Origin of the sequence: Streptomyces sp. SID13031 (assembly GCF_010548305.1) — a bacterium.
Classification (GTDB): domain Bacteria; phylum Actinomycetota; class Actinomycetes; order Propionibacteriales; family Kribbellaceae; genus Kribbella.
This window is the reverse complement of record NZ_JAAGLV010000027.1, coordinates 73,089-96,906: the sequence shown is the minus strand read 5'-3', so window position 1 is coordinate 96,906 and position 23,818 is coordinate 73,089. Positions and strand designations below refer to the sequence as shown.

General features: G+C 67.9%; 26 protein-coding genes. 5 read left to right on the top strand and 21 right to left on the bottom strand.

The genetic code is table 11. The annotated features are described in order from the left end of the window. Positions 1–221: 221 nt before the first annotated feature. From G3I17_RS36645 to hisF, 4 genes are all read right to left on the bottom strand, one after another. The gene (locus G3I17_RS36645) at positions 222–1,808 is read right to left on the bottom strand and encodes an MFS transporter (RefSeq protein ID WP_164603468.1); all 1,587 of its coding nucleotides are present in this window, start codon (positions 1,806–1,808) and stop codon (positions 222–224) included. Beyond that, positions 1,808–2,317 carry a MarR family transcriptional regulator gene (locus tag G3I17_RS36640; RefSeq protein ID WP_164603466.1) on the bottom strand — a complete coding sequence of 170 codons (510 nt, stop codon included), beginning with the start codon at positions 2,315–2,317 and terminating at the stop codon, positions 1,808–1,810. The genes G3I17_RS36645 and G3I17_RS36640 overlap by 1 nt, the downstream gene beginning before the upstream one ends. A 295-nt stretch (positions 2,318–2,612) precedes the next feature. After that, complete coding sequence (locus G3I17_RS36635; protein WP_164603465.1) at positions 2,613–3,080, bottom strand: MarR family transcriptional regulator; 468 nt, start codon at positions 3,078–3,080, stop codon at positions 2,613–2,615. Next, the gene (gene hisF, locus G3I17_RS36630) at positions 3,077–3,838 is read right to left on the bottom strand and encodes an imidazole glycerol phosphate synthase subunit HisF (protein ID WP_164603463.1); all 762 of its coding nucleotides are present in this window, start codon (positions 3,836–3,838) and stop codon (positions 3,077–3,079) included. Before hisF ends, G3I17_RS36635 begins: the two co-directional genes overlap by 4 nt. Before the next feature lie 58 nt (positions 3,839–3,896). On the opposite strand from hisF, the gene G3I17_RS36625 reads away from it, so the two are divergent. Further along, the gene (locus G3I17_RS36625; protein WP_164603461.1) at positions 3,897–4,532 is read left to right on the top strand and encodes a hypothetical protein; all 636 of its coding nucleotides are present in this window, start codon (positions 3,897–3,899) and stop codon (positions 4,530–4,532) included. 105 nt (positions 4,533–4,637) lie between these two features. Here G3I17_RS36625 and G3I17_RS36620 read toward each other — a convergent pair whose 3' ends face one another. The 5 genes from G3I17_RS36620 to priA are packed head-to-tail and all read right to left on the bottom strand — an operon-like array spanning position 4,638 to position 11,465. Continuing rightward, on the bottom strand, positions 4,638–5,570 hold the full coding sequence (locus G3I17_RS36620) for a lysophospholipid acyltransferase family protein (RefSeq protein ID WP_164603459.1): 933 nt from the start codon (positions 5,568–5,570) through the stop codon (positions 4,638–4,640). Continuing rightward, complete coding sequence (locus tag G3I17_RS36615; RefSeq protein ID WP_164603456.1) at positions 5,570–7,150, bottom strand: lactate racemase domain-containing protein; 1,581 nt, start codon at positions 7,148–7,150, stop codon at positions 5,570–5,572. The genes G3I17_RS36620 and G3I17_RS36615 overlap by 1 nt, the downstream gene beginning before the upstream one ends. Positions 7,151–7,204: 54 nt before the next feature. Then, the gene (locus tag G3I17_RS36610; RefSeq protein ID WP_164603454.1) at positions 7,205–8,401 is read right to left on the bottom strand and encodes a zinc-binding dehydrogenase; all 1,197 of its coding nucleotides are present in this window, start codon (positions 8,399–8,401) and stop codon (positions 7,205–7,207) included. Next, positions 8,398–10,695: an HAD-IB family hydrolase gene (locus G3I17_RS36605; protein ID WP_164603452.1), complete on the bottom strand. Its 2,298-nt coding sequence runs from the start codon at positions 10,693–10,695 to the stop codon at positions 8,398–8,400. The genes G3I17_RS36610 and G3I17_RS36605 overlap by 4 nt, the downstream gene beginning before the upstream one ends. Then, a complete protein-coding gene (gene priA, locus G3I17_RS36600) occupies positions 10,692–11,465 on the bottom strand; it encodes a bifunctional 1-(5-phosphoribosyl)-5-((5-phosphoribosylamino)methylideneamino)imidazole-4-carboxamide isomerase/phosphoribosylanthranilate isomerase PriA (protein ID WP_164603451.1) in 774 nt (257 codons plus the stop codon). The genes G3I17_RS36605 and priA overlap by 4 nt, the downstream gene beginning before the upstream one ends. A gap of 137 nt (positions 11,466–11,602) precedes the next feature. Here priA and G3I17_RS36595 point away from each other — a divergent pair, with 137 nt between their 5' ends. After that, entirely contained in the window at positions 11,603–12,727 is a 1,125-nt protein-coding gene (locus tag G3I17_RS36595; protein WP_164603449.1) for a cytochrome P450, read from the top strand. On the opposite strand, the gene G3I17_RS36590 is transcribed toward G3I17_RS36595, so the two are convergent. Both G3I17_RS36590 and G3I17_RS36585 read right to left on the bottom strand, forming a co-directional pair. Beyond that, on the bottom strand, positions 12,708–13,472 hold the full coding sequence (locus G3I17_RS36590; RefSeq protein ID WP_164603446.1) for a class I SAM-dependent methyltransferase: 765 nt from the start codon (positions 13,470–13,472) through the stop codon (positions 12,708–12,710). The two genes, G3I17_RS36595 and G3I17_RS36590, sit on opposite strands and share 20 nt — an antisense overlap. A 57-nt stretch (positions 13,473–13,529) precedes the next feature. Beyond that, entirely contained in the window at positions 13,530–14,309 is a 780-nt protein-coding gene (locus tag G3I17_RS36585) for a TSUP family transporter (protein ID WP_164603444.1), read from the bottom strand. Between the two features lie 225 nt (positions 14,310–14,534). Here G3I17_RS36585 and G3I17_RS36580 point away from each other — a divergent pair, with 225 nt between their 5' ends. Beyond that, positions 14,535–14,912: a PaaI family thioesterase gene (locus G3I17_RS36580; protein WP_203591266.1), complete on the top strand. Its 378-nt coding sequence runs from the start codon at positions 14,535–14,537 to the stop codon at positions 14,910–14,912. Between the two features lie 192 nt (positions 14,913–15,104). On the opposite strand, the gene G3I17_RS36575 is transcribed toward G3I17_RS36580, so the two are convergent. The 8 genes from G3I17_RS36575 to G3I17_RS36540 form a co-directional block, all read right to left on the bottom strand. Beyond that, positions 15,105–16,856, bottom strand: coding sequence for a proline--tRNA ligase (locus G3I17_RS36575; RefSeq protein WP_203591265.1), 1,752 nt, complete (start codon positions 16,854–16,856; stop codon positions 15,105–15,107). Between the two features lie 113 nt (positions 16,857–16,969). Continuing rightward, the gene (locus G3I17_RS36570) at positions 16,970–17,341 is read right to left on the bottom strand and encodes a DoxX family protein (RefSeq protein ID WP_164603439.1); all 372 of its coding nucleotides are present in this window, start codon (positions 17,339–17,341) and stop codon (positions 16,970–16,972) included. Positions 17,342–17,394: 53 nt separating this feature from the next. Continuing rightward, the gene (locus tag G3I17_RS36565; protein WP_164603437.1) at positions 17,395–18,756 is read right to left on the bottom strand and encodes a M14 family zinc carboxypeptidase; all 1,362 of its coding nucleotides are present in this window, start codon (positions 18,754–18,756) and stop codon (positions 17,395–17,397) included. Positions 18,757–18,843: 87 nt separating this feature from the next. After that, positions 18,844–19,668 carry a GNAT family N-acetyltransferase gene (locus G3I17_RS36560; RefSeq protein ID WP_164603435.1) on the bottom strand — a complete coding sequence of 275 codons (825 nt, stop codon included), beginning with the start codon at positions 19,666–19,668 and terminating at the stop codon, positions 18,844–18,846. Between the two features lie 59 nt (positions 19,669–19,727). After that, entirely contained in the window at positions 19,728–20,318 is a 591-nt protein-coding gene (locus G3I17_RS36555) for a GNAT family N-acetyltransferase (RefSeq protein ID WP_164603433.1), read from the bottom strand. After that, the gene (locus G3I17_RS36550; RefSeq protein WP_164603431.1) at positions 20,315–20,968 is read right to left on the bottom strand and encodes a VOC family protein; all 654 of its coding nucleotides are present in this window, start codon (positions 20,966–20,968) and stop codon (positions 20,315–20,317) included. Before G3I17_RS36550 ends, G3I17_RS36555 begins: the two co-directional genes overlap by 4 nt. Beyond that, positions 20,965–21,129, bottom strand: coding sequence for a CopG family transcriptional regulator (locus tag G3I17_RS36545; protein ID WP_164603429.1), 165 nt, complete (start codon positions 21,127–21,129; stop codon positions 20,965–20,967). The genes G3I17_RS36550 and G3I17_RS36545 overlap by 4 nt, the downstream gene beginning before the upstream one ends. A gap of 527 nt (positions 21,130–21,656) precedes the next feature. Further along, positions 21,657–22,292, bottom strand: coding sequence for a CGNR zinc finger domain-containing protein (locus tag G3I17_RS36540; protein WP_164603427.1), 636 nt, complete (start codon positions 22,290–22,292; stop codon positions 21,657–21,659). 63 nt (positions 22,293–22,355) lie between these two features. On the opposite strand from G3I17_RS36540, the gene G3I17_RS36535 reads away from it, so the two are divergent. Further along, positions 22,356–22,721, top strand: a complete 366-nt coding sequence (locus tag G3I17_RS36535; protein WP_164603425.1) for a nuclear transport factor 2 family protein — start codon at positions 22,356–22,358, stop codon at positions 22,719–22,721. After that, positions 22,721–23,134 (top strand): SRPBCC domain-containing protein, encoded by a 414-nt coding sequence (locus G3I17_RS36530; RefSeq protein ID WP_164603423.1) that lies wholly within the window; start codon positions 22,721–22,723, stop codon positions 23,132–23,134. Before G3I17_RS36535 ends, G3I17_RS36530 begins: the two co-directional genes overlap by 1 nt. Here the strand turns inward: G3I17_RS36530 and trxA are convergent. Then, the gene (gene trxA, locus G3I17_RS36525; protein WP_164603421.1) at positions 23,117–23,452 is read right to left on the bottom strand and encodes a thioredoxin; all 336 of its coding nucleotides are present in this window, start codon (positions 23,450–23,452) and stop codon (positions 23,117–23,119) included. The genes G3I17_RS36530 and trxA overlap by 18 nt on opposite strands. Next, a complete protein-coding gene (locus tag G3I17_RS36520) occupies positions 23,449–23,814 on the bottom strand; it encodes a MerR family transcriptional regulator (protein ID WP_164603419.1) in 366 nt (121 codons plus the stop codon). Before G3I17_RS36520 ends, trxA begins: the two co-directional genes overlap by 4 nt. Positions 23,815–23,818: the final 4 nt, after the last annotated feature.

Genomic DNA, 23,818 nt, shown 5'->3' with positions numbered 1-23,818 from the left:
CCTCCAGATACCCCACCCAAGCAGCCAACACCAACCGCACCACCTACCAAGCCACCATCAGCATCACCATCCACACCCCGCCGCCTTGACACCGCCCCAACCCGCCTAACTAACCGGCCTTGGGGTTAACCCCCCAGTTGGTGGGTTGCCCCGCGAGATTCTGGCTAGGCAACCCGCCGTCTGGGGGGTTAACCCCTCAGACGTCGGTGGGGGGGTGCTGCTTAGTCCAGGTCGATCGGCTCGTCGAGCTTCGCGACCGTGCGGCGGAGCGGGATCTCCTTGATGAACAGGACCGCGATCAGGCTGACCAGGGCGCAGGCCGCCGCGATCAGGAAGATGCGCCCGGTGGCATCGCCGTACGACTGACGGACGAGCTCGGCCAGCTGCGGGGGCAGGTGGTTGACGTCCAGCAGGCTGGTACCGTCCGATCCGCCTTCCTGCAGCTTGCGGGCCGCGTCGGCGCCACCCGGTCCGTGCAGCACCCCCTGGATCATCAGATCCTTGACCCGGGTGGCCAGTACGGCGCCGAGCACCGAGACGCCGATCGCGCCGCCGAGGCTCCGGAAGAAGGCCACCGACGCGCTCGACGCCCCGAGCTCCTTGACGTCAACGGTGTTCTGCACCGCGAGCACCAGGTTCTGCATCATCATGCCCATGCCGATACCCATCAAGAGCATGCCCAGGCCGACCCACCAGTACGGGCTGGTGTGGTCGATAGTGCCGAGGATCCCCAGTCCGGCGGTGAGCAGGACGCCACCGGCGATCAGGTACCGCTTCCACTTGCCGTAGCGGGACACCATCTGACCGGCCCCGACCGAGCCGAAGAACGAGCCGAGCATCATCGGGATGGTCAGCAAGCCGGCCTCGGTCGCGCTGTAGCCACGGGCGACCTGGAAGTACTGGCCGAGAAAGAGCGCGCTGCCGAACATCGCGACCCCGACGGCCATGCTGGCCACGATCGCGAGCGCGGTGGTGCGCTGCCGGACCACCTTGAGGGGGACGAGCGGCTCCGCGACGCGGTTCTCGACCATCACGGCGAGGACGCCGAAGATGATCGCGCCGCCGACGAACAAGGCGGACTGCCAGGAAACCCAGTTGAAGTCGTGACCGGCGAAGGTCACCCAGATCAGCGGCAGGCTGGCGGTGACGCTGATCAGGATCGCGCCCAGGTAGTCGATCTTCACCTCACGCTTGAACAGCGGCAGGTGCAGGTAGCGCTGGAGGACAACGAGGCTGATCACGGCCAGCGGGACGCAGACGTAGAAGCACCAGCGCCAACCGAGCCACGAGGTGTCGACGATGACGCCGCCGATGAGCGGGCCGCTCACGGTGGCGACTGCGATCACGGCGCCCATGTAACCGGAGTACCGGCCGCGGTCCCGGGGCGGGATCGCCGCACCGATGATCGCCTGCGCGAGCGCCATCAGGCCACCCATCGCGAGGCCCTGCAGGACGCGGGCGCCGATCAGGAACGGAACCGTGTGCGCCATGCCGGCCAGGGCGGAGCCGATCACGAACAGCGTGATGGCGAGCTGCACGAGCAGCTTCTTGCTCATCAGGTCGGACAGCTTGCCCCAGATCGGGGTGGACACCGTGGTGGCCAGCAGGCTCGCGGTGAGTACCCAGGTGTACTGCGTCTGGGAGCCCTCGAGATCCGCGATGATCGTCGGCAGGGCATTGCTGACGATCGTTGAGCTGAGCATCGCCGTGAACAGCGCGGCGAGCAGCCCGACCAGGATCTCGAGGATCTCGCGGTGGGTGAGTTCCGGCGCAGCCTCAGCTTGCTGCCGGGTCTCAGTGACAGTCATCAGTCTCCAGTCGAAAGGTTTGAGTGCTTCGCGAACTCAGCGGCCTCGGTGATGGCGATGGCGACACGGCGCAGGGTTGCGGCAGCCGCGGCCAGTTCGTCGTCGTCCCAGTCCGCGAGCGCGGAGCGAAGTTGCCGGGAGTACCCGGCATAGAGCGCGTGCAGCCGGTCGCGACCGGGCTCACTGAGCTGGACCAGGGACACCCGGGCATCGGCCGGATCGGGCCGACGGCTCACCAGACCGTCGGCTTCCAGCGCACTCACCTGCCGGCTCACCACGGAGGCGTCGACCCCCAGCTTCCCGGCGATCTCACCACCCCGCTGCTCGCCATCCTTGGCCAGCACCCCCAGCACACTCGCATCAGCCCGCCGCAGTCCGCCGTCGGGCCACAGATGCCGATGCTCGATACACCGCACGGCCCGGATCAGCGAACTGACCCCTTCAAGCACTTCCTGAGCCGGCGCATCCCGCTCCACCTCCGGGACAGAGGCCCGCTGAACTAGTTGCATACCCCAACTATATACACATTTAGTTGGCTTCTGCAACCATATGCACCCACACCCACACCCACACCCACCCCTAACCCCCGCCGTCCTCACCCCTCGCCGCGCCCCCGCCGCGCCCCCGCGGCATTTCGGCGGTTACCGCCGACCTCGTGGGTTGTCACCCCTGGTTCCGGGGTGACCAACCCACAACCTTGGCGGTTAACCGCCGAAATGCCGGGAGCTGGAGCCGACGGGTGAGGGGGTGGGAGCCCGGGGTGAGGGGTGCGCCGGCGTAGAAGGTGGCCAGGCGGGCGAAGTACTAGCTCAGGTCGAGGTTGAGGCGGGCTAGGAGGCGGGCCAGGTCGGCCAGGTCGGGGGTTTCCCAGCGTTCGAGGATGGCTCGGAATTCGGCTTGGCGTTGGGATCGCATGGCACCGAAGCGGTTGGCGCCGGTTTCGGTGAGGCGGAGGAGACGGGCTCGGCCGTCGTCGGGGTCGCCTACTCGTTCGATCAGGCCGAGGGATTCCAGTTGGGAGAGGCCTCGGCTGACGGTGGATTTGTCCAGGCCCAGGGCTTGGGCGACGTCGGAGGCGCGGACGCCGGTACGGCCGGAGGCGATGCCCAGTTCGATCTGGGAGATCAGGGCGTAGCCGGCGGCGTCCATCTCCGGGTGGACCCGGCGGGCCATCATCATCTGGGCCGAGCGCGAGCGGCGGAACAGGGTGGACAGTTCCTGCTCGACGTCGGCGAGCAGGTGTACGTTCTTCTCGGTCACGATGTCGCTCACCGGACCACGATGCCCGCGTCGCGGAGGGCCTTCTTCACGTCGGCGATACGGAGGTCGCCGAAGTGGAAGACGCTGGCTGCCAGTACTGCGTCCGCGCCCGCCTCGACGGCCGGCGGGAAGTGCTCGGGCGAGCCCGCTCCCCCGCTGGCGATCAGCGGTACGTCGACCACTGCTCGCACCGCGCGAATCAGCTCCAGGTCGAAGCCCTTCTTGGTGCCGTCGGCGTCCATCGAGTTGAGCAGGATCTCGCCGGCTCCCAGCTCGGCACCGCGGCGCGCCCACTCGATCGCGTCCAGCCCGGCCGACTTCCGGCCACCGTGGGTCGTCACCTCGAAGCCGCTCGGCTGCCCAGCGGACCGGCGTACGTCGAGGGACAGCACCAGGACCTGGTTGCCGAACCGGTGCGCGATCTCCTCGATCACGGCCGGCCGTGCGATCGCGGCGGTGTTGATGCCGACCTTGTCCGCACCCGCGCGCAGCAGCCGGTCCACGTCAGCGGCCTCGCGCACCCCGCCACCGACGGTGAGCGGGATGAACACCTGCTCGGCCGTCCGACCGACCACGTCGTACGTCGTCTCGCGCGACCCCGACGATGCGGTGATGTCGAGGAAGGTCAGCTCGTCGGCCCCCTCGGCGTCGTACAGCCGGGCCATCTCCACCGGGTCACCCGCGTCCCGCAGGTCGGCGAAGTTGACACCCTTGACCACCCGGCCGGCATCAACGTCCAGGCAAGGGATGACTCGTACGGCGAGGCTCACGCGGAAAGGGTACCGACTCCGGCCCACTCGACCCGCCCGGTGGGCCAGACTTGGCCGGGTGAAAACTCCCAAACCGTGGCGGAGGAAGAAGCCAGCGAGCGGACTCGTCGCGGAAGCGGCCCGGACACCCGGCGGCTGGGTCTACGAGATCGACCAGGACTGGCTCGACGATCCGGACGGCGATGTGCCGCCCGAGGCGATCCGCGGCGGCTGGAAGGTCGATGACGCCGGCCGGATCACCGGCGAGTTCGTGCCCAACGACAAGCACAGTCCGCCGTGCGACGACTTCAGCGCGCTCACCGACCCCGACCACTGGCTCGGCTGGCTGGGCGACGACCCGGGCCAGACCGTGCGGGACAGCATCGAGCTGACGCTCGCCGACCAGGTCGAGGGCGCGAAGGTCCAATGGCTGAGGTTCACCGACGAGCCGGAGTTCCTGACCGGCGGCAAACCGTTCCCGGACGATCCGAACCGGATCCAGGTGGTCCGGACCGGCCTGGCCGTCCAGTTCATCCTCGCGGTGGTGCAACCCTCGGGCCAACGGGAGGTGCTGACCGGCGTATTCAGCCTGGCCGTCGCCGGGATGGACGAGCCTGAGGCGCGGGAACGGTCCTGGTTCGACCTCGGCGCGACCATGGAGCAGATCCGGCCGCTCCTGAAGGATCGGCTCTTCGAACTGGACCAGGCGACCTGAAGCCGAGCACCATTCCAGCCGGCGCGACCGCCACGACAACTGAGGCTCGAACACAACGTCCGAAGAACTGGAGACACGTGTCTCCAGTTCTTCGGACGTAAGTGACTACTTCCAGGCGCGGCGTTTTTGGGCTGCCGACTTGACTGGAGTGGTCGACTCCCAGACGCGGCGCCAGCGCGCTGCGTCGGGACCAGACTGCGAGGGCGATGCTCCGGCGGCGACCCGGCGACGGGCCTCCCACCAGGTCGAACCCTCTTCGTCCAGCAGCGCCGAGACGGCAGCGGAGATGCGCGGCGCGAAATCGCGGGCGCTCTCGCCCTCGGCCGGGTACAGCGGGTCGCCGTACCGGACGGCGACGGTCGGACGGCCGGGCACCGGCCAGCCGCGGCCACGCGGCATCGCGGCGAAGGAGCCCTTGATCCCGACCGGGATCACCGGAACGCCTTGTTCTACGGCGATGTACGCCGCGCCCATCCGGAAGCGTTCCATCCAGCCGTCGGGCGAGCGGGTGCCCTCGGGGAAGACGACGACGTTCCAGCCGTCCGCGAGCAGGTCGCCCGGGGTCGCGCTGAGCTTGCCGCCGCGACGCTCGATCGGGAAGGTGTTGAACACGATCGCCGACGCGGTCGCCCGCCACCAGGTGTCGAAGAAGTAGTCGGCAGCGGCAGCGACAGCGGTCTTGCGACGCATGTCGTCGGGCAGCGTGCAGAGCACCAGCGGGGTGTCGAGGTGCGACGAGTGGTTCGCCACGATGACGGCCGGCCCGTGCAGCTTGCGCAACGAGTCGAGCCCGCTCACCTGCGGGTTCACCTCGAAGCGCAGTACCGAGTTCAGGGCGCCCTTCTGCAGGACCTCCCGTACTGCGATCGCTGCCGGCGTGCGAGCCCACTTGGTCGGGAAGACCGAGGACTCCTTCTTCACCACGTACGGCTCGGCCGACCGTGGTACCTGCGGGCGGCGACCCCAGCGGAAGCCACGCGCGACCTGTTTCACGTCCCGCGCGGTGTCCCGGCTGAACCTGACCAGGTTCGCCCCCATCAGCGGACGTCCGCGAGCAGGTGCGGCGGGTTGTGCAGGTAGGTGATCGACGGCGACCGGCCGACCGAGTGGCTGACCATCTCGAGCGCGTCCTGCAGCGTCGAGGCGGACCGGAAGCCCATCCGCTCGACCGTCTTGCGGTTCGCGCCGACCCAGACGATGTCGCCGCAGTGGTCCAGCGCGTGGCTGATCCAGTACCACATGTAGAACGGGTGCACGCCGTGGTACGCGTTCGACGTCCGGTACAGGTGGATGTACCACGGGTCCTCGGCGTACTGCTTCTCGAACTTCGCCTCGATGGTGGCCGGGTCGGTCGACTCCGACAGCACCTCCTCGAAGAAGTCCACGTACGACGGGTGGTGCAGCTGGCTGAACTCGTAGTCGACCGGGTGGTACAGGATGACCGCGCCGTCCTTGCGGACGATCGGCTGACCCAGGTACGAGTTGAAGTAGTAGCCCAGGCCCATGCAGGCGGCCAGGATCGGGTTCATCACCGAGTTCACGTTGTACGGGCCGATGAACGGCACGCCCATGATCGCGACGTCGGCCTGGCCCTGGACCTCGACCTTGTGCTGGCGGTGCACCATCTCGATGGTCTTCTCGTGCACCGGCTCGATCTTGCCGGCGGTGACGCCGGTCAGGCCGTAGTTGGCCCGGACGTCCTGGAAGATCTTCCGCTTGATCCTGGTCGGCGCGAGGTCGAGGCCGCGCTTGGCGCCCAGGTAGGCCGCCTGGTCCTTGATCGACCACTCCCACTCGCGCTTCTGCAGGAACTCCAGCGGACCGCCGAAGATGTCGTTGTTCAGCGTCGTCTCGATCTGGAAGACCTTGACGTGCTGGGTCAGGATCTCGCCCATCCGCCAGGCCGAGTGGTGCATCTTCGAGGCCTTGTGGTCCATGAAGGACCGCGAGTGGATCATCGTGTGGCTGTTGTGGTGGTGCTTCAGCGACTTGTACGACGCCAGCCCGATCGACGTCGACTTGTGGCCGCCGTCCATCGCCACCAGGTTCACGTTCACGTAGACGAGCAGGTCGGACTCGGCCGCCCGCTTGGAGATCTCGACGTCCTCGCCGTGCTTGGTCTGACCCAGGTGGGTCAGGTTCGCCTCGTCCTCGGCGTCGAAGTTGTACAGCTTGCCGTCGGGGTAGAACGACCGGAAGACCCGCTCGCCGACGATGTCGCGCAGCTCGTTCGGGGTGAGCCGGCGGTGCAGCGCGTTCGCCGAGATCAGCTCGACGTCGTCGACGCCCGCGTCGGCGGCCATCGTCAGCACCTGCTCGATGATCCGCTGCCGGATGTCCGGCTTCTTCATCTGCGGCAACGGGATGGAGATGTCGTCGAACGCGATCGTCAGCTTCATCCCGGCGAACAGCAGCTCCGGCAACGGCTCGGACTCGAGCGGGTTGAGCAGCGCGTTCTGGATCGCCTCCTCCACGTCGCGCACCGGCGGCAGCGACTCCGGCGGGTACACCACCCGGGTGCCGAGCGGGAACCGCTCCAGCAGGAAGCCTTCACCGTTGTGCACGAGCAGCGGCGGCGTCCGGTCGTCCACCTCAAGCACAAACCCTGGCCGAGACATGTCAGAACCTCTCTCGTCGTACGTTCAACGGTGCAGCAACAGCAGCTTTGGCGGTCATGAGGCCCTCACATCGAAAGCCACCTTCACGGTGCCCAGCCGGCCGGCGGACTGCGCGTGGTCCAGCGCCTCACGCCACCGGTACAGCGGATAACGTGCCCCGACGATCCCATCCAGCGGAGCCCTCGCGGCGATCTCGAGTGCGGTCTCGAAGGCCGGGCGCTCGTTCGGCTCCTGCTTCGAGGACGCGTACGTGCCGGTCAGTTCCAGTTCACGGAACCACACCGGGGACAGATCCGCACCCGTTGACGGCATACCCGACAGCACCACCCGGCCGCCGGCCTTGGTGACCCGGAGCACCGTGTCGATCGAGTCCTTGCTGCCGACCGCGTCGACGGCGACGTCCACGCCACCGAGCAGGAACTCCTTGGCCATCTCCGGCTTCAGCCGGAACGCGCCAGTAGCCCGGCGTACGCCGCGGAAGACCTCGTCGGGTGCGACCACGTCGCTCGCGCCGAACGCACGGGCCAGTTCACGCTGCTTGGCGTGCTTGGCCACGACGGTGATCCGGCCGGCCTGGGTCAGCTCACGCAACGCGAGGGTCGCGAACAGCCCGACCGCTCCCGCACCGCTGACGAGCACCGACTGGCCCGCCTCGACCTTCGCCTTGAGCGCGGTGTGCACGGCGCACGCGAGTGGCTCGGCAAGAACCGCGCGCTCATCGGACAAGCCATCCGGTACGGCGTACAGCTGGCTCCGGTGAGCGACCATCACGTTGCCCCAGCCGCCGCCGGTGTCCTGGCAGAAGCCGGTCTGGAGTCCGGGCTTGAGGTGGCCGACGGTGATCCGGTCGCAGAGGTTGAAGCGGCCGGACGAGCAACTGTCGCACGGCTCGACTCCCCGCGCGGCACAGGTCAGGACAGAATCCATCACCACCCGGGTGCCCTTGGGCAGGTCTTCGCAGTCCTCCAGCAGTTCGCCGACGATCTCGTGACCGGGGACGAACGGCATCGAGACCATCGCCGAGAAGTACATCTTGGTGTGGCCGGTGACCATGCCGAGGTCGGAACCGCAGATGCCGGACAGGATCGGCCGGATCCGGGCCCAGCCCTGCTTGTCGGACTTCGGCTCGTTGATCGTGACGAGTCGCAGCGGTGCCGCCGGGCCGGTCAGGATGCCGGGGATCCGGCCGCCGACCGCCTTCGCGGCCAGGTACTTGGCCGGCGAGCGGTACATCTCCAGCGCGAGCATCATCTTGCGTTCACCCCGGGGATCTCCAGCCGCGACGAGGTGGCGGGTGTCTTCCAGTCGACGATCTGCCAGCGCGCGGCCCGGGCGGCCCGGAACAGCGACACGTCCGGCGAGACGGCGACCGGGTTGCCGACGGTCGCCAGCATCGGCAGGTCCGAGTGGCTGTCGGCATAGGCGTAGGACTTGGACAGGTCGATGTTCGTACCGCGGGCACGGTGCTTGATCCACGCGGCCCGGGACTCCCCGACCAGCGGCGGCCCGGTCAGGTAACCGGTGCAGCGGCCGCGGTCGTCGACGGCCAGTTCGGCGGCGACGATCTCGTCGAACAACGGCTCCAGCGGCCTGGTCAACGGCCGGACGGCACCGGTGATCAGGATCGTCCGGTGACCGGCCGCCTTGTGCTCACGGATCCGCCGGACGGCTGCCCCGCTGAGCCGCTCGAGCACGTGCCCGGCGAGCACCTCGTCGACGATGTGGTTCAGCTCTTCCAGCTCGGCACCCTGGTACCGGCGGTAGATCGTCCGCAGGAAGGTGCCGCGGTCCTTGCGCTCGGCCGAGATCAGCTTCGGCAGTTTGCGCAGCATCGCGCCGATCTCGCCGGCCCGCTGGTGGCTGTCGAGCTCGGGCAGCCGCATCCACAGGTAGGTCTCGATCACGTTCGACGACAGCAGCGTGCCGTCCATGTCGAACGCGGCGATGATCTCGGCGTCGTCGGACGGCTGCACCTTCTTCAGGGTGCCGGCCGACTCCGCGAGCGACTTGTTCCGCTTCTTCCGGACGACGTCCAGCCGGCGCAGCGAGTCGGTGACGCTCGGGCAGTGCACTTCCTGCAGGTAGTGCTGCCAGTCCACGATCGAGGTGTCGCACCAGAATTTCTCCCGGTCGTCCCCCTCGAGCGCGTTGTGCAGGGCGAGCACGTTGTCGTCGATGAACTGCAGCTCGGCCTGCGCGTACTCGGAGTACAGGTCCATGTAGCGGCGGAGGAAGTCGATCCGGCGCTTCTGTACGTCGAGTTCGCGGGCGTACTTGCGGGTTCGCTCACCGCGCGGCGCGTGCATGATGATCTGGTCGGCGATCTTGTGCGCCTTCTCGCCGTACCGCAGCATGCTCTCGACCGAGTCCCCACCAGGGAACTTCCAGACCGGCAGCCGGACCGCGCCGCGCTCGCCCAGGTCGAACGGGTGCTTGGAGAAGTACGCGCGGACACCGGCGTACAGCTGCTCGAAGGTCAGCGGGTTCCGGGCGCCGGAGCTGACGTGGTAGTACTCCGGCTTCGACAGCTCGGGCTCGGTCGCCATCACGGCGCAGATCGCGCCGACGACGTGGTCGACCGGGATGATCTCGACGACCGAGTCAGGGCTGGCCGGGAACTCAGGCAGCTCACCGCGGCCGTAGGCCAGGATCAGCGGCTCGGCCATCTTGAAGCCCTCGATCCAGCCCGGGTGCGGGCTCTGGAGCGAGGACTCGATGATCGCCGGGCGCACGATCGAGGTCGGCAGCCTGGAAGCGAACTCCTCGACGACGCGCTCACCGAGCGCCTTGGTGAAGGTGTAGCAGTCGGTCCAGCCGAGGCTGCGGGCGCGCTCGGTGCCGGTCTCGATCAGCTTCTTCGCGACCCACTCGGTACGCCGGCGCTCGGTGTCGGCCGCCGCGGTCAGGTGACCGGCCCGGCGGTGCAGCTTCTCCGACTCCTTGCGGAACCTGATCAGCATCGCGGCGCTGCGCGAGGTCTCCTCGATCCGGGCCTTCATCGCCATCCCGGCCTCGGCCTCGGTGCGCCAGTCGACGGTGTGCTCGACGGGCGCCTCGGGGATCGCGCCGCGGCGACGGCCGGCGGTGTAGGCGGTGGAGATGTGGACGTAGTGCACCGGACGGCCTTCGCTGGCCTCGACGATGCGCTCGAGCAGGCTCTTGGTGCCGAGCACGTTCGTCGTGAACGCCTCGTGGATCGGCGGGTCGAAGGAGACGTCGCCGGCACAGTGCACGACGATGTCGAGATCCTTCGGCAGCGCCGGTACGTCGGACAGGTCGCCTTCGACCACCTCGACCCGGGCGGCGGTCAGCTCGGCGGCGTCGGCGTACGGGGTGCCCTCGCCGTAGAACGGCTTGAAGATGTCCTTCTTGAGCATCTGCGCCATCCGGTCGGTGCCCTTGAGGGACCCCTTCGGACGGATGATCGCGACCACGGTGGTACCGGGCAGGTCACCGATCATCCGGTGCAGCAGGGCTTCACCGACGAATCCGGTGATGCCGGTGACCAGGACCTTCTTGCCTGCCAGCTTGTCGGCAAGGCTCACTTGTCGCCTCCACGGGTGAGTTCGAGTGCCTCGGTCAGGGTGAACGCGCCGGCGTACAGGGCCTTGCCGACGATGACGCCTTCGACGCCGTCGCTGACCAGCGTGCTCAGCGCGCGCAGGTCGTCCAGGCTGGAGACCCCGCCGGAGGCGACGATCGGCTTCTCGGTCCGCGCGCACAGGTCGCGGTACAGGTCCAGGTTGGGGCCCTGGAGCATGCCGTCCTTGGTGACGTCGGTGACGACGTACCGCTCGCAGCCGGCCACTTCGAGCCGCTCCAGCACCTCGTAGAGGTCACCGCCTTCTTTGGTCCAGCCGCGCGCGGCCAGGGTGCGGCCACGGACGTCCAGCCCGATCGCGACCCGGTCGCCGTACTGCGCGATGATCCGGTCGCACCACTCCGGGTCCTCGAGCGCGGCGGTGCCGATGTTGACGCGGCGGGCGCCGGTCGCGAGGGCGGCCTCGAGCGAGTCGTCATCGCGGATCCCACCGGACAGCTCGACCTGTACGTCGAGCTTGCCGGTCACCTCCGCGAGCAGCTCACGGTTGCTGCCACGACCGAACGCGGCATCCAGATCGACCAGGTGGATCCAGTCCGCACCGGCCTCCTGCCAGGCCAGCGCAGCGGCCAGCGGGTCGCCGTACGAGGTCTCGCTGCCGGCCTCTCCCTGCACCAGCCGGACAGCCTGCCCATCCGCCACATCCACGGCAGGGAGCAGCACCAAGTTCCCTGACCGGGGCGGAGGGGTGGGAGATGAATCGGACACTGACATGGGCCACACCCTAGATGGCGAAGCTGACGGTTTTGTAACCCGCTGCCTCGCTGAGTCGTTGAGATCCGATCTGTCGCAGCAATACCAGTGTAGGTAGTGGTCTTAGCCTGTCGGTGGCGATTTGTAGGCTGCTTGGTATGACTACCGTGGCCGATCTCGAGCAGGACCCGCATGCGTTTCTGGCCCGGATCCGGCCGGTTGGATGGAGTGGGGCGCTCGGTGGCTGGGTGGTGAGCAGCCGGGAGCTGGCGATGCAGGTGATGCGGGATCCGGAGACGTTCACGGTGGACGATCCGCGGTTCTCGACCGCACAGGTGGTGGGGCCGTCGATGCTCTCGCTGGACGGTTCTGCGCATGCGGAGCACCGGGCGCCGTTCGAGCATCCGTTCAGCTTGGCGCAGACGCGGGCGCGGTTCACGTCGTTCGTCTCGGCGGAGACCGATCGGCTCGTCTCGGCGATCGCGCCGCTGGGTTCTGCCGACCTGCGGACCACCGTCGCCGGGCCGCTGTCCGTTGCGGTGGTCGCCTACTCGCTCGGGCTCGACCGGACCGACGCCGCGACGGTACTGGACTGGTACCAGGACATCTCGTCGTCGGTCAGCGGGATCGCCGCCGGGCAGCCCGTTACCGCCGAGGGCGCCGCGGCGTTCGCCAAACTTCACCAACATGTTGCCGGGAGCATCGATCACTCCGACTCTCTGATCGCCGAGGCGGCCGGGTCCGGCCTCGGGACCGACGAGGTGGTCGCCAACGCCGCCGTGCTGATGTTCGGCGGCATCGAGACGACCGAGGGCATGATCACCAACTGCCTGTGGCACCTGCTGACCAACCCGTCGCAACTGGCCCTGGTCCTGGCCGACCACTCACTGATCCCCAACGCGATCGAAGAGTCCCTCCGGCTGGAGCCGGCCGCCGCCGTGGTCGACCGCTACGCGACCCGCGACCTCTCGCTGGCGGGCGCCTCGATCAAGCGCGGCGACTTCATCAGCGTCTCCCTCGCCGGCGCCAACCGCGACCCAGCCGTCTTCCCCGACCCCGACCAGTACGACGTACGCCGCAGCAACGCCCGTCGCCACCTCGCCTTCGCCAGCGGGCCGCACATCTGTCTCGGCATGCATCTCGCCCGCCTCGAAGCTGTCAGCGCGATCACCGCCGTGCTCACCCGGTTGCCCGACCTGCGGCTCTCGGCAACTTCTCCCCCGCCGGTGGGGCTGGTCTTCCGCAAGCCCTCGGCGGTCGACGTCAGCTGGACGGTCGCCTGAGCAGCAGTACCCCCGCTGGGAAAGCCGGGACCTCGCGCTCGGGATCGGCGGTCGCATCCCGCTCGAACTCGGCAAACCCGCGGTCGAGCTCGTCCTCGGCGAGGTGCTCGAAGGTCGAGAAGGCGCGCAACTTCAGCCGCTCGTACGTCGCCCGGTGCGTCCGCACCTCCGGGGCGTCGACCCAGCGTGGCTCCTTCTCGGCGATGAGCCCGGCCCGCGCTGCCAGTGCCTGGACCTCGTCGAAGGGCAGATACATCGTTGCGTCGACCTGCCGAGCACTCGGGAAGTACCTGTACCAGTAGAGGTCGGGCATCCGGTCGCCGAACTGGGTCCGGAGTACGACTGTGCCGCCTGGGCGTAGTACCCGGTTGACTTCGCGAAAGCCTTGGAGCGGGTCGGACCAGTGGTGGATCGTCAGGAACAGCCAGACCAGGTCGCAGGACTCGTCGGGCAGCGGGATCGCCTCAGCCGAGCCTTCGAGGTAGGTGACGTCGGGGTGCGACGCGTGCTCGATAGCTTGCTGGCGCATCCCGGCTGACGGTTCGACGCCGTACACGGGACCACCGAAGGTCTCGGCGAGCGACGGGGTGAAGCGCCCGATGCCGCAGCCCAGATCGAGGACCGTCAATGGGCGGGTGACCGGCGCGAATCCGGCGGCCGTCTGCATCCAGGTGTCCAGACTGTCCGCCGGTAGGGCTCGTCCTTGGGCGTAAACCTGATGAAGCCGACCGTCGTAGTCCACCATTTGCCGATCCTACCGACGCTCAGATGAGCACGTACCAGGATTTCAGCGCGGCCAATTTCAGCGCGGCCAGAAGACGTCGTAGCCGAGGCGGAGGATCAGGGCCGAGACGACGACCAGGAAGATGACCCGGACGAAACGCGAGCCGCGGGCGACCGCAGTACGGGCGCCGAGGAGGCCGCCGAGCATGTTGGCCAGCCCCATGATCAGGCCGAGTCGCCAGAGCGGGGCGCCATGGGCGGCGAAGACCAGGATCGCGCCGAGGTTCGTGGCGACGTTGGCGATCTTGGCCTTGGCGCTGGCGCGGAGGAAGTTGTAGCCCATCAGGCCGACCAGCGCGAAAATCAGGAACGAGCCGGTACCCGGTCCGACCGCGCCGTCGTAGAACCCGATCAGCAGGCCGACCAGCCCGGCCGCGACGTAATGGGAGCGACCATCGAAGCGCAGTACGGTCGCGGACCCGAGGTCGGGTTTGACCCAGGTGTAGATCGCGACCCCGATCAGCAGCACGAGCACGATCGGCTTGAACCACGCCATCGGAATCTGCGTCGCCACCAACGCACCACCCGCCGCCCCGACCGCGGCCAGCCCCGCCAGCGGCAACACGGTCCGCCGATCCGGTTTCACCTTGACGCCGAAGGTGATCGCACTGGTCGTAGTACCGAACAACGACGAAATCTTGTTGGTCGACAAAATCTGCGCCGGCGATGCGTTCGGCAGCCCCAACAACATCGCCGGAAGCTGAATCAGCCCACCACCCCCGACCACCGCATCGATCCAGCCCGCCGAGAATGCGGCCACCAACAGAAAAACGATCGTCCACAAAGAAACATCAGGCACAGCAGAACCACACACGGGCGCATCGGGACATGGCCAACATTCTCTGGTAAGCCCATAGTTCCGCTCTACCCTTACAGCGGGCGGTACGGCGTGGCGAGCGCCACAGCCGGGCTCTGGACTGTCCGGGTGCGAAGCTGATCATCAGCACGCGAGGAGGATCCGTTGGAAGAAGCAATCCCCGCCATCCAGGAACGGATCCGGTCGAGTTTCGAGCGACAGGGGCTGATGGCTCACCTAGGTGCTCGGCTGAGTCATATCGGCCCCGGTCGCGTGCACATCATCCTGCCGAGCCGTCCCGAGGTAACCCAGCAACACGGGTACTTCCATGCCGGCGCGACGAGTTCGATCGCTGACAGCGCGGGCGGCTACGCGGCCTTCACCCTGTTCCCCGAGAACACTTCGGTCCTCACCGTCGAGTACAAGATCAACCTCCTGTCCCCCGCCGAAGGCGAGTACCTGGAGGCAGTCGGCGAGGTCCTCAAAGCCGGCCGAACCCTGAGCGTCTGCCGCCTGGAGGTCTACGCAGCAACAGGCCCCAAACGATCCCTGATCGCCACCGGCCAGCAAACCCTGATCCAAATAGAAGCCCGCCCCAACCGCTGACCACCTCCCCCACCTCTGGCGCCGTCTCAGGGGTTAACCCCCGAGACGGTGGGTTGCACCGCCGGATTCTCACGGGGCAACCCACACGTCGGGGGGTTAACCCCTGAGACGCACAAGGCGCGCCAGCGCGGGCGCGGACGTACAATCGCCGCCCTCACCCGAAGGTGGGAGCGGCGATTGAAGGTTCTGCGGTCAGCTGCGGACGACGGCGACCAGGTGGTCGACGATGTCGGCGACCGGGACGTCCGTGCGGTCGCCGGAGCGGCGGTCCTTGACCTCGATGGTGCCGTCGGCGAGGCCCTTGCCGACGACGGCGATGGTCGGGACGCCGAGCAGCTCGGCGTCCTTGAACTTGACGCCCGGCGAGACCTTCTCGCGGTCGTCGTAGAGCACCGACAGGCCGCGCGAGTCCAGCTCGGCGGCGATCGAGGCGGCCTTTGCGAACAGCTCCGCATCCTTGCCGGTGGCAACCAAGTGGACATCCGCGGGCGCGATCTCGCGGGGCCAGATCAGGCCGAGCTCGTCGTGGTTGCCCTCGGCGATCGCGGCCACGGCGCGCGTCACACCGACGCCGTACGAGCCCATCGTGACGGTGACGAGCTTGCCGTTCTGGTCCAGCACCTTCAGGTCCAGCGCCTCGGCGTACTTCTTGCCGAGCTGGAAGATGTGCCCCATCTCGATCCCGCGCGCCGACGACAGCGGACCCGAACCGTCGGGCGCCTCGTCGCCATCGCGCACCTCGGCGGCCTGGATCGTGCCGTCGGCGGTGAAGTCGCGGCCGTGCACCAGGTTGATCACGTGGTAGCCGGTCTTGTCCGCGCCGGTCACCCAGGCAGAGCCCTCCGCGACCCGGGGGTCGAGCAGGTACCGGATCTTCGAGCTGTTCTCCGACCCCAGCACGCCCGGCCCGATGTAGCCCTTGGCCAGCGCCGGGTTCTTCTCGAAGTCCGACTCCTCGAACGCGACCACCTCGGCGGGCTCGACCTGCGCGCCCAGCCGCTTCTCGTCGAGGTTCCGGTCACCCGGTACGCCGATCGCCAGCGGCTCGCGCGTGCCGTCGGGGTTCACCAGCATCACGATCACGTTCTTCAACGTGTCCGCGGCGGTCCACTCCCGGCCGTCGGTACGGGTGTGCTTCGCGTTCAGCGCGTCGACCAGCGAGTCGATGGTCGGCGTGTCCGGCGTGTCGACCACCTCGGCGGCGGGCACGGCCGACGCGTCGACGGCGGGAGCCTGCGGAACGACCACGGCCTCGACGTTCGCCGCGTAGCCACCCGGCGAGCGCACGAAAGTGTCTTCACCGTTCTCCGCGATCGCCAGGAACTCCTCCGACGCCGAGCCACCCATCGCGCCCGACATGGCCGCGACGATCACGTAGTCGAAGCCGAGCCGGTCGAAGATCTTGATGTAGGCCTTGCGGTGCAGCTCGTACGACGCCTGCAGGCCGTCCTGGTCGATGTCGAACGAGTACGAGTCCTTCATCACGAACTCGCGCCCGCGCAGCACCCCGGCCCGCGGCCGCGCCTCGTCGCGGTACTTGTTCTGGATCTGGTAGATCGACAGCGGCAGATCCTTGTACGACGAGTACAGGTCCTTCACGACGAGGGTGAACATCTCCTCGTGCGTCGGCCCGAGCAGCATGTCCGCGCCCTTGCGGTCCTTGAGGCGGAAGACGTTCGGTCCGTACTCCGTCCAGCGGCCGGTCGCCTCGTAGGGCTCGCGGGGAAGCAGCGCCGGGAAGACCAGCTCCTGCGCGCCGATCGCGTCCATCTCGGCGCGGACGATGTTCTCGACCTTGCGCAGCACCTTCAGCCCGAGCGGCAGCCAGGTGTAGATGCCGGGCGCCGCGCGACGGATGTAGCCGGCCCGGACCAGCAGCCGGTGGCTCGGGACCTCCGCGTCCGCCGGGTCCTCGCGAAGGGTGCGGAGGAACAGCGACGACATGCGCAGAATCACGGGAGTCTCCAAGCGGTGAACAAGTGGTGGACGAAACTGCTGACGGCAAAGAGGATATCCGTCGGGGGCTAGTACTCTCACCACTTTTCCACAGGACCGACTCAGCGTCCCTCGCGGGACGCCTTCAGCGCCGCCCGGATGAGCGGGATCTGCAGCGGCAGCCGGGCGAACCCAATCGCCTTCGCCCAGGGCGTTCCCTTCCGGTTCAGATCGAGCGCCATCTGCACGTTGGCCGGGAAAACAGCGGCCAGCAGACCAGCACTGAGCAGGCCTGCCGACCGCCGCGTCCGTGGGTACAGCAGGCCCGCCGCGCAAGCGAGCTCGGCCACCCCGGAGGCGTACACGAGCTCCTTCTTGCGCGGCAGCTGCCGCGGCACGATCTTCTCGAACGGCTCCGGTTTCACGAAGTGCAGCACCCCCATCACGCCGAACATCACTGCCAGCCCGGTGGTGCTCTTGCTCCGTCTGCTCATACCGGTGACCTTAGCGGATCGTGTTACCCACCGGTAAGCATCCAGTCAAGCGGCTAGGGCAACGTCCCGTACGGCGTAGCGGCGGCCTTCGCGGCATACAGGAAGGCGCCCTTGTTCTTCGGCCAGAAGGTCGAGTCCATGCAGGAGTACGCCGGGAAGAACCCGCCGCAGCTCCCGGACCCGCCACCCACCTCGAAGGTGTACGACGGTACGCCGCGGGTGCCGTAGAGCCAGTCGTCGGTGGCGCCGGGAGCGAAGTAGCCGACCCCGCCGTCACCGGTCGATACCGGATAGCCGTTGAAGCCGCCCATCTTCTTGCCCAGGGCAACCAATGCGGCCTTGTTCGGGGCGGCGGTGTTGGTGTACCCATACGGCGCCAGGATGTCGTTGCCGTAGCTGTGCAGGCTCAGGAAGACGCCGGTCGTGTTCGCCGCGGCCGGCTCGCCGACACCGCCCTTGGTGTCGCGGTACAGCTTGTCCAGCAGGCCCTGGATCGCGATCGTCTCCGGCTCCGAGACGGACTTCGTCCCCGGGTAGGTCTCGTCGCAGGGCCCACCCTCCTGCGGATCCCACTGGAAGTTCGAGTTCCGGTTCAGATCGACCCCGGCGTCGGCGGCCGGGCAGCCGCCGGCCGAGTTGTTCAGGTTCTTGCGCTGCAGAATCGGCCGGCTCGGCACGGAGGCGACCACGTCGACGCCGTCCGGGTTGGCCATCGGGACCACCCAGAGCTCGCGGGTGTCCATCAGTTGGGTGATCGCCGCGTCCTTGCCGTACGACGAGACGAGCAGGTCGATCCAGCGGTAGGCCAACTCGCCGGTCGACAGTTCGCGGGCATGGATCTGGGCGTGCAGCACGAACTTGGGCTTCTTGCCGGTGCTGTTCAGCGCACAGTCACCGGTGGTCAGCTTGGTGATGCACAGGGCCTGGATGTCGTGTCCGCCCTGGCCCTGGCCATTCGTCTTCTTCCACGAGTCCCCGATGTCGTACAGCCTCACCAGATCGGGATGCGCCGCCGTGACGGCTGCGTTGTGTTGCTCGTGCCCCGCGGCCGTGTGGTAGCCGCCGTAGTACGTAGTACCGGCTGTGGCTGAGCGGATCACCGGCTGGTACACGTTGCCGGTCTTGCCGAGGATGACGCCGCGGTCGCGGAGGCGGTCGGCCTCGACGGTCGTCGCGACGAGGGTCGGGCGGGAGCCGTGGCCGTGGCTGATGTCATAGCCGTCGCGGACCAGGTCGGCGACGGTCAGGCCGGCGGGCAGCTTGAGCGAATAGTAGGACGGGGCGCTGTCGGTCCGGGGCGGATCGAATTGGGGCGGATCGATTTGCGGCGCGGCGGCGGAGGGACCGGGCGCGAAGCCGGAGACGGCGATCGCGACGGTGGCCAGTCCGGCCAATGACACAGCTAGTCTTCGCATTCAATTTTCCTTCGGCTGGGCGGGGCGGCGCTGCCGATCAGCCAACCTCACCAGCGGTCACCGCGCCATCACAATCAGCGCTCAGCCTTAGAACAGGATCGTCGCGAAGGTCTCGACGGTCCGGAAACCGACCCGCTCGTACGCCGCTCGCGCGGGTGTGTTGAACGCGTTGACGTAGAGCGTGACCACCGGCGAGATCTGGCGCGCGAGTTCCACGACGGCCGCCATGCCGGGAGCCGCCAGGCCCTGACCCCGCCGTTCGGGATCGACCCAGACGCCCTGGATCTGGCAGACCCCGCTGCCGACCGACCCGATCTCGGCCTTGAACACGACCTTGCCGTCCTCGATCCGGGCGAACGCCCGACCGGCCCGGATCAGCTCGGCGACCCGCGACCGGTAGAACGTGCCGTCCGGCCCGGTCTGCGGTGGTACGCCGACTTCCTCGGTGTACATCGCGACGCAGGCCGGGTACAGGATCCCCAGCTCGACCGGCTCGACCTGGCGGACGAGTGGATCGGGCGCGATCGCCGGCGCGTCCTCGATCACCATGAACGGTTGCTCCTCGCGGATCTCGCGCGCCGGGCCCCAGTGCGGCTCGAGCGCGGTCCACAGCTGATCGACGGCCCGGGCAGGTCCGAGGATCTGGAAGCAGTTGCGGCCGCGCCGCAGCGCGTACGCCGCGAACGAACGCAACGCGGCCTCCCCCGCCCCGACGGGCACCATGTTGCCGCCCGCGTGACAGAGCGCCTCGAGTTCGCCCTTCTCGACGTACCCCCAGACCTCCGCCCCACGCCGCGGATCGAGCCCGGAGGCCTGCACCAAGCTGTCCACGAAGACGTTGATCACCGGATCGCGGGCGATGACGGCCCTCGCTGCTGAGAGGTCGCGAGGACCCAGTACCCGTACGCCCACGCCGCAGAACCTAGCTGATCACGGCCACTTTGGCGCGCAATGGGTGGTAGCCGCTCCGATCAGAGGTCGCGGCTCATCCAGATCAGCTCATCCCCGAGCTCACGATCCGGCGTACTGCGGGCCGCACCGAAACCGTTCTTGCGATAGAAGCCGATCGCCGGCTCATTCGTCACGAGCACATCGAGCAGGAGCCGGCTGGTACCCGCTGGAAGAGCCGCGATCGCCCCGTCCAGCAAGGCTTTGCCGATCCCCTTGCCCTGGTACTCAGGCAGCACGTAGAGCTTCCACATCACCCAGAAGTCGCCCTCCCGCCCCAACCCCACCATCCCGACCACCCGCTCGTCACCGACACCCTCCCCAGCACGCTTCTCATCTCCGTCGGCGCACTCACCACCGCGCTCTTCATCGCCGTCGACGCACTCACCACCGCGCTCTTCATCGCCGTCGACGCACTCACCACCGTCGACGGCGATGAGAGTGATGCCTTTGGTGATGCCGCGCTCAACCGCCTCCGGCGACCACCACTCGGCCAGCCCGTCCACGACGAACTCGGGCGACGCCAACCCGTCGTACGCGACCGGCCAAGTCTTCAGCCCGACCTCCCGGACGGCCTCGGCGTCATCGAGTTCGGCCTTGCAGACCCGGATCATCCGCGAACTCGCACGGTCTGCCCATCCGGATCCACTACGGACAACCCGCCTTCGACCTGGTCCGGTCGATAGCCGGTCGCAGCCAGCCGCCGAGCGACCTCGCCCAGGCTCTCCGTCGTCGTCAATTCGACCTGTACTTCGAACTCGCCCGCCGGCCGGAATCCCACCAGGTCAGGGTTGTCCCCACCGAGAATGCCCAGCAGCTGCTCCCAGGCCGCCTGGTCCGAGACACCAAGCAACGGCGTCACCGACCAGCGCGCGTCCGGGTGCGCATCGTGCAACTTGTAGCCGTACAGGTCCTTGCTGCGCTCGTCGATCCAGAGCTCGGTACCGTCCGGACCACTCGCCGTCAGCACTCGCCCGAACGCTTCGTCGAAGATGCTGACGTCCTCGTAACCGGCGGCGTTGAGCCGATCCTTCAACACGTCGATGTCGTCGGCCTCGAAAGCCAGCCGCGTCTCCCCCGGTTCGGCTCCGGAGGTACTCCCGGCCGCGTCATGCAGCGCGACCATCCCGCGGCCCGCGACCATGTCGACCCAGACCCCGCTCTCCGACTCGATCCGGGACCGCAACCCCAGCGTCTCCAGGAACGCGCGCATCGCCTGCACGTCATCGGTGAACCTCAGCGGGCGAACCACCACGTCCTTCATCCTCGCGCCTCCCCCCGCTCGTCCAGATACGTCGTCAACGCCTGCTCGACGACCGCCGACAGACTCGCCCCCTCGTCGATCGCCCGATGCTTGACCCGGCGAATCAGCTCCGGCGGCAGATACACGTTGAACTGCGCCTTCTTGGCACCCTCATCGCCCATAGCTAGGATGCTAGCAACCTAGCCCCCCGCCAACAACCCCCTCCCCAAGCCGCGCCAACCATCCACTTCGACCACCGACTAGCCATCCCCCGCCACCCGAAACCCACGCCAAGCCCGGCTCACCCCACCCACGCCGACCCGCCCCGCCCCGCCAGTACGCCGTACCGGCGAGCGCCCGACCCGCAGATGGGCCACCTTGTGCACGACGTGAGCGTTTTCCACCCCGTCTGACGCTCACCTGGTGCACAAAGTGGCCGCAATCACCAAGAGGACGAGACGCCACATCCCGCGCCAGCCAGTCCCCGTACCGCGCCGCGCCGACCCGCGCCCACCCGACCCGGCGCGGCGCGGCCCCCGCGAACGGGCCACCTTGTGCACGACGTGAGCGTTTTCCGCCCCGCCTGACGCTCAACTGGTGCACAAGGTGCCCGGGAGCGGGGGCTACGGCGCGGTGGTCGTCCGATCCGGGGCGAGAGGGCCGGTCGGGGCTCGAGGTCCACTCCCAATCCACTTTGAGCAGCGTGGGGTCAGGGGGTGTGGTGGCGGGTGCGGTAGGTGCCTACTTTGTGGCGGTTGCCGCAGCGTTGCATTGAGCACCAGCGGCGGTTGCCGGGGCGGGAGGTGTCGTGGAACATCAGGTAGCAGTCGGCGCCTTCGCACATCCGGAGTCGCTTCACCTGATCGGTGCCGATCAGGTCGACCAGCTCGCGGGCCGCGGCGCCGAGGATCTGGGTGCCGGTGATCGGTGTCTGCCATTGCTTGACGCCCGTCGGATTCAACCGGGTCCGTGGCAGCGGGCCGACCGCCTGGTTGATGATGTCCAGCTCGTTGCCCGTCGGTGACAGGCCGTGCTCTGCCACGACCCCGGGCATCGGCTTGCCGTCGGCGAGGACCGGGATGATCCGCCAGAGCACTGCCCTGAACTCCTTGAGCCTCTTGAGCTCGGCGGGACCGACCTTCACCTGCTCCTTGGCGATCGGCAGCTCCAGCGCCAGATGCGAGCCGGCGATCCAGCCGGCCACATCCTCGGGCGCGTGCCACGCCTCGTAGCGATCCCAGGGCGGCGGCCCACCCGAGAGCAGCAACTCCAGGGCGAAGCTGCCCGAGTCGAACGTGTGGGTCACCCCATCCGGCGACGTCAATCGCCTTGCACCCGAAGTCATGTAACCACTATAGTCGGTGTCACACCTGTTTAACCAGTTACATCGAGCCGAGGAGCCAGCCTGATGAGTGTGACCGACGATCTACTCGCCCTCGAAGACGAGATGTGGCAGGCCAACCGCGAAGGCAACGGCTCGTTCTACGCCGACCTGCTGCGTGACGACGCCCTCGTGGTCAGCAAGTACGGCGTGATGACCAAGGCCCAGGGCATCCCGGTGATCGAGGCCAACCACAATCCGTACCTGAAGACCGAGCTGTCCGGCCAGCAGGTCATCCAGCTCGACGAGAGCAACGCGCTGATCACCTACCGGGTCGACGTCACCGCGCTCGTCAACGGCAACGAGCTGGAGCTCCCGTCGTACGCGACGAGCGTCTACACGCGCGTCGACGGTCAGTGGCGCGGCGTGTTCCACCAGCAGACGGCGCTCTGATGTCGACCGCGGGATTGACCAAGGACTCCGGCTGGGAGGTCGGCGTCTCCAAGACCCTCCAGTACTCCGTACCGGAGCTGTGGGACCTCCTCACCAGCCCCAACGGGCTAACGCTCTGGCTGGGTGAAGGCGCCGAGCTCGCCGTCGGTTCGCGGTACGAGACCGCGGACGGCACTACAGGCGAGGTACGGAGCTACCGGGAGCACGATCGGATCAGGGTGACCTGGCAGCCTGCCGATTGGTCCCACGACAGCACTGTTCAGCTGGCGCTGTCCGGCTCCGGGCCGAAGACGGTGCTGAGGTTCCACCAGGAGCGACTGGCGGATGCGGATGAGCGCACCCGCCAGCGCACTCACTGGCAGGACGTGATGACGACGGTGATCGAGCGGCTCGGCTCAGACCGCGGTCAGTAGAGCGTCGTCGAGTTCCTTCAGCAGCTTGGCCTTCGGGCGGGCACCGACGACCGACCAGATCAGCTCGCCATGGTGGAAGAGCATCAGGGTCGGCAGTGCCATCACGCGGTACTTCGAGGAGATCGCCGGGTTCTCGTCGGAGTTCACCTTCACCACGGTGAGCCGGTCGGCGCGTTCGTCGGCGATCTGCGTCAGGATCGGCACGATCTGGTGGCACGGCGGGCACCATTGCGCCCAGAAGTCCACCAGTACGGGCTTGTCGGCGCCCAGTACCAGCTGGTCGAAGTTCGTCTCGTCGGCCTCGAGTAGTTCGCTCATCCCTTGGTCCTCCAGTTCTCGGCATCGGTCAGGAGGCCGGCGAGTTTGATCCGCAACTCGGACAGCTCGGCGATCCGCCGATCCACCTCGTCGATCCGCGCCCGGTACGCCGTCAGCGACGCCGGGCAGACATCCGCCCGGTCGTTGCCGGCCCGCAGGCACTCGATGAACGGATAGGTCTGCTCCGCGGTCAGCCCGAGCGAAAGCAGCGCCTTCACCTCGCGCACCACGATCACGTCCTCGGCGCCGTACGCCCGGTACCCGTTGGCCTCCCGCCGCGGCTTCAACAGCCCCTGAGACTCGTAGTACCGCACCGCCTTGACCGTCACACCGGCCTCGACCGCCAAGTCACTGATCCGCATCCCC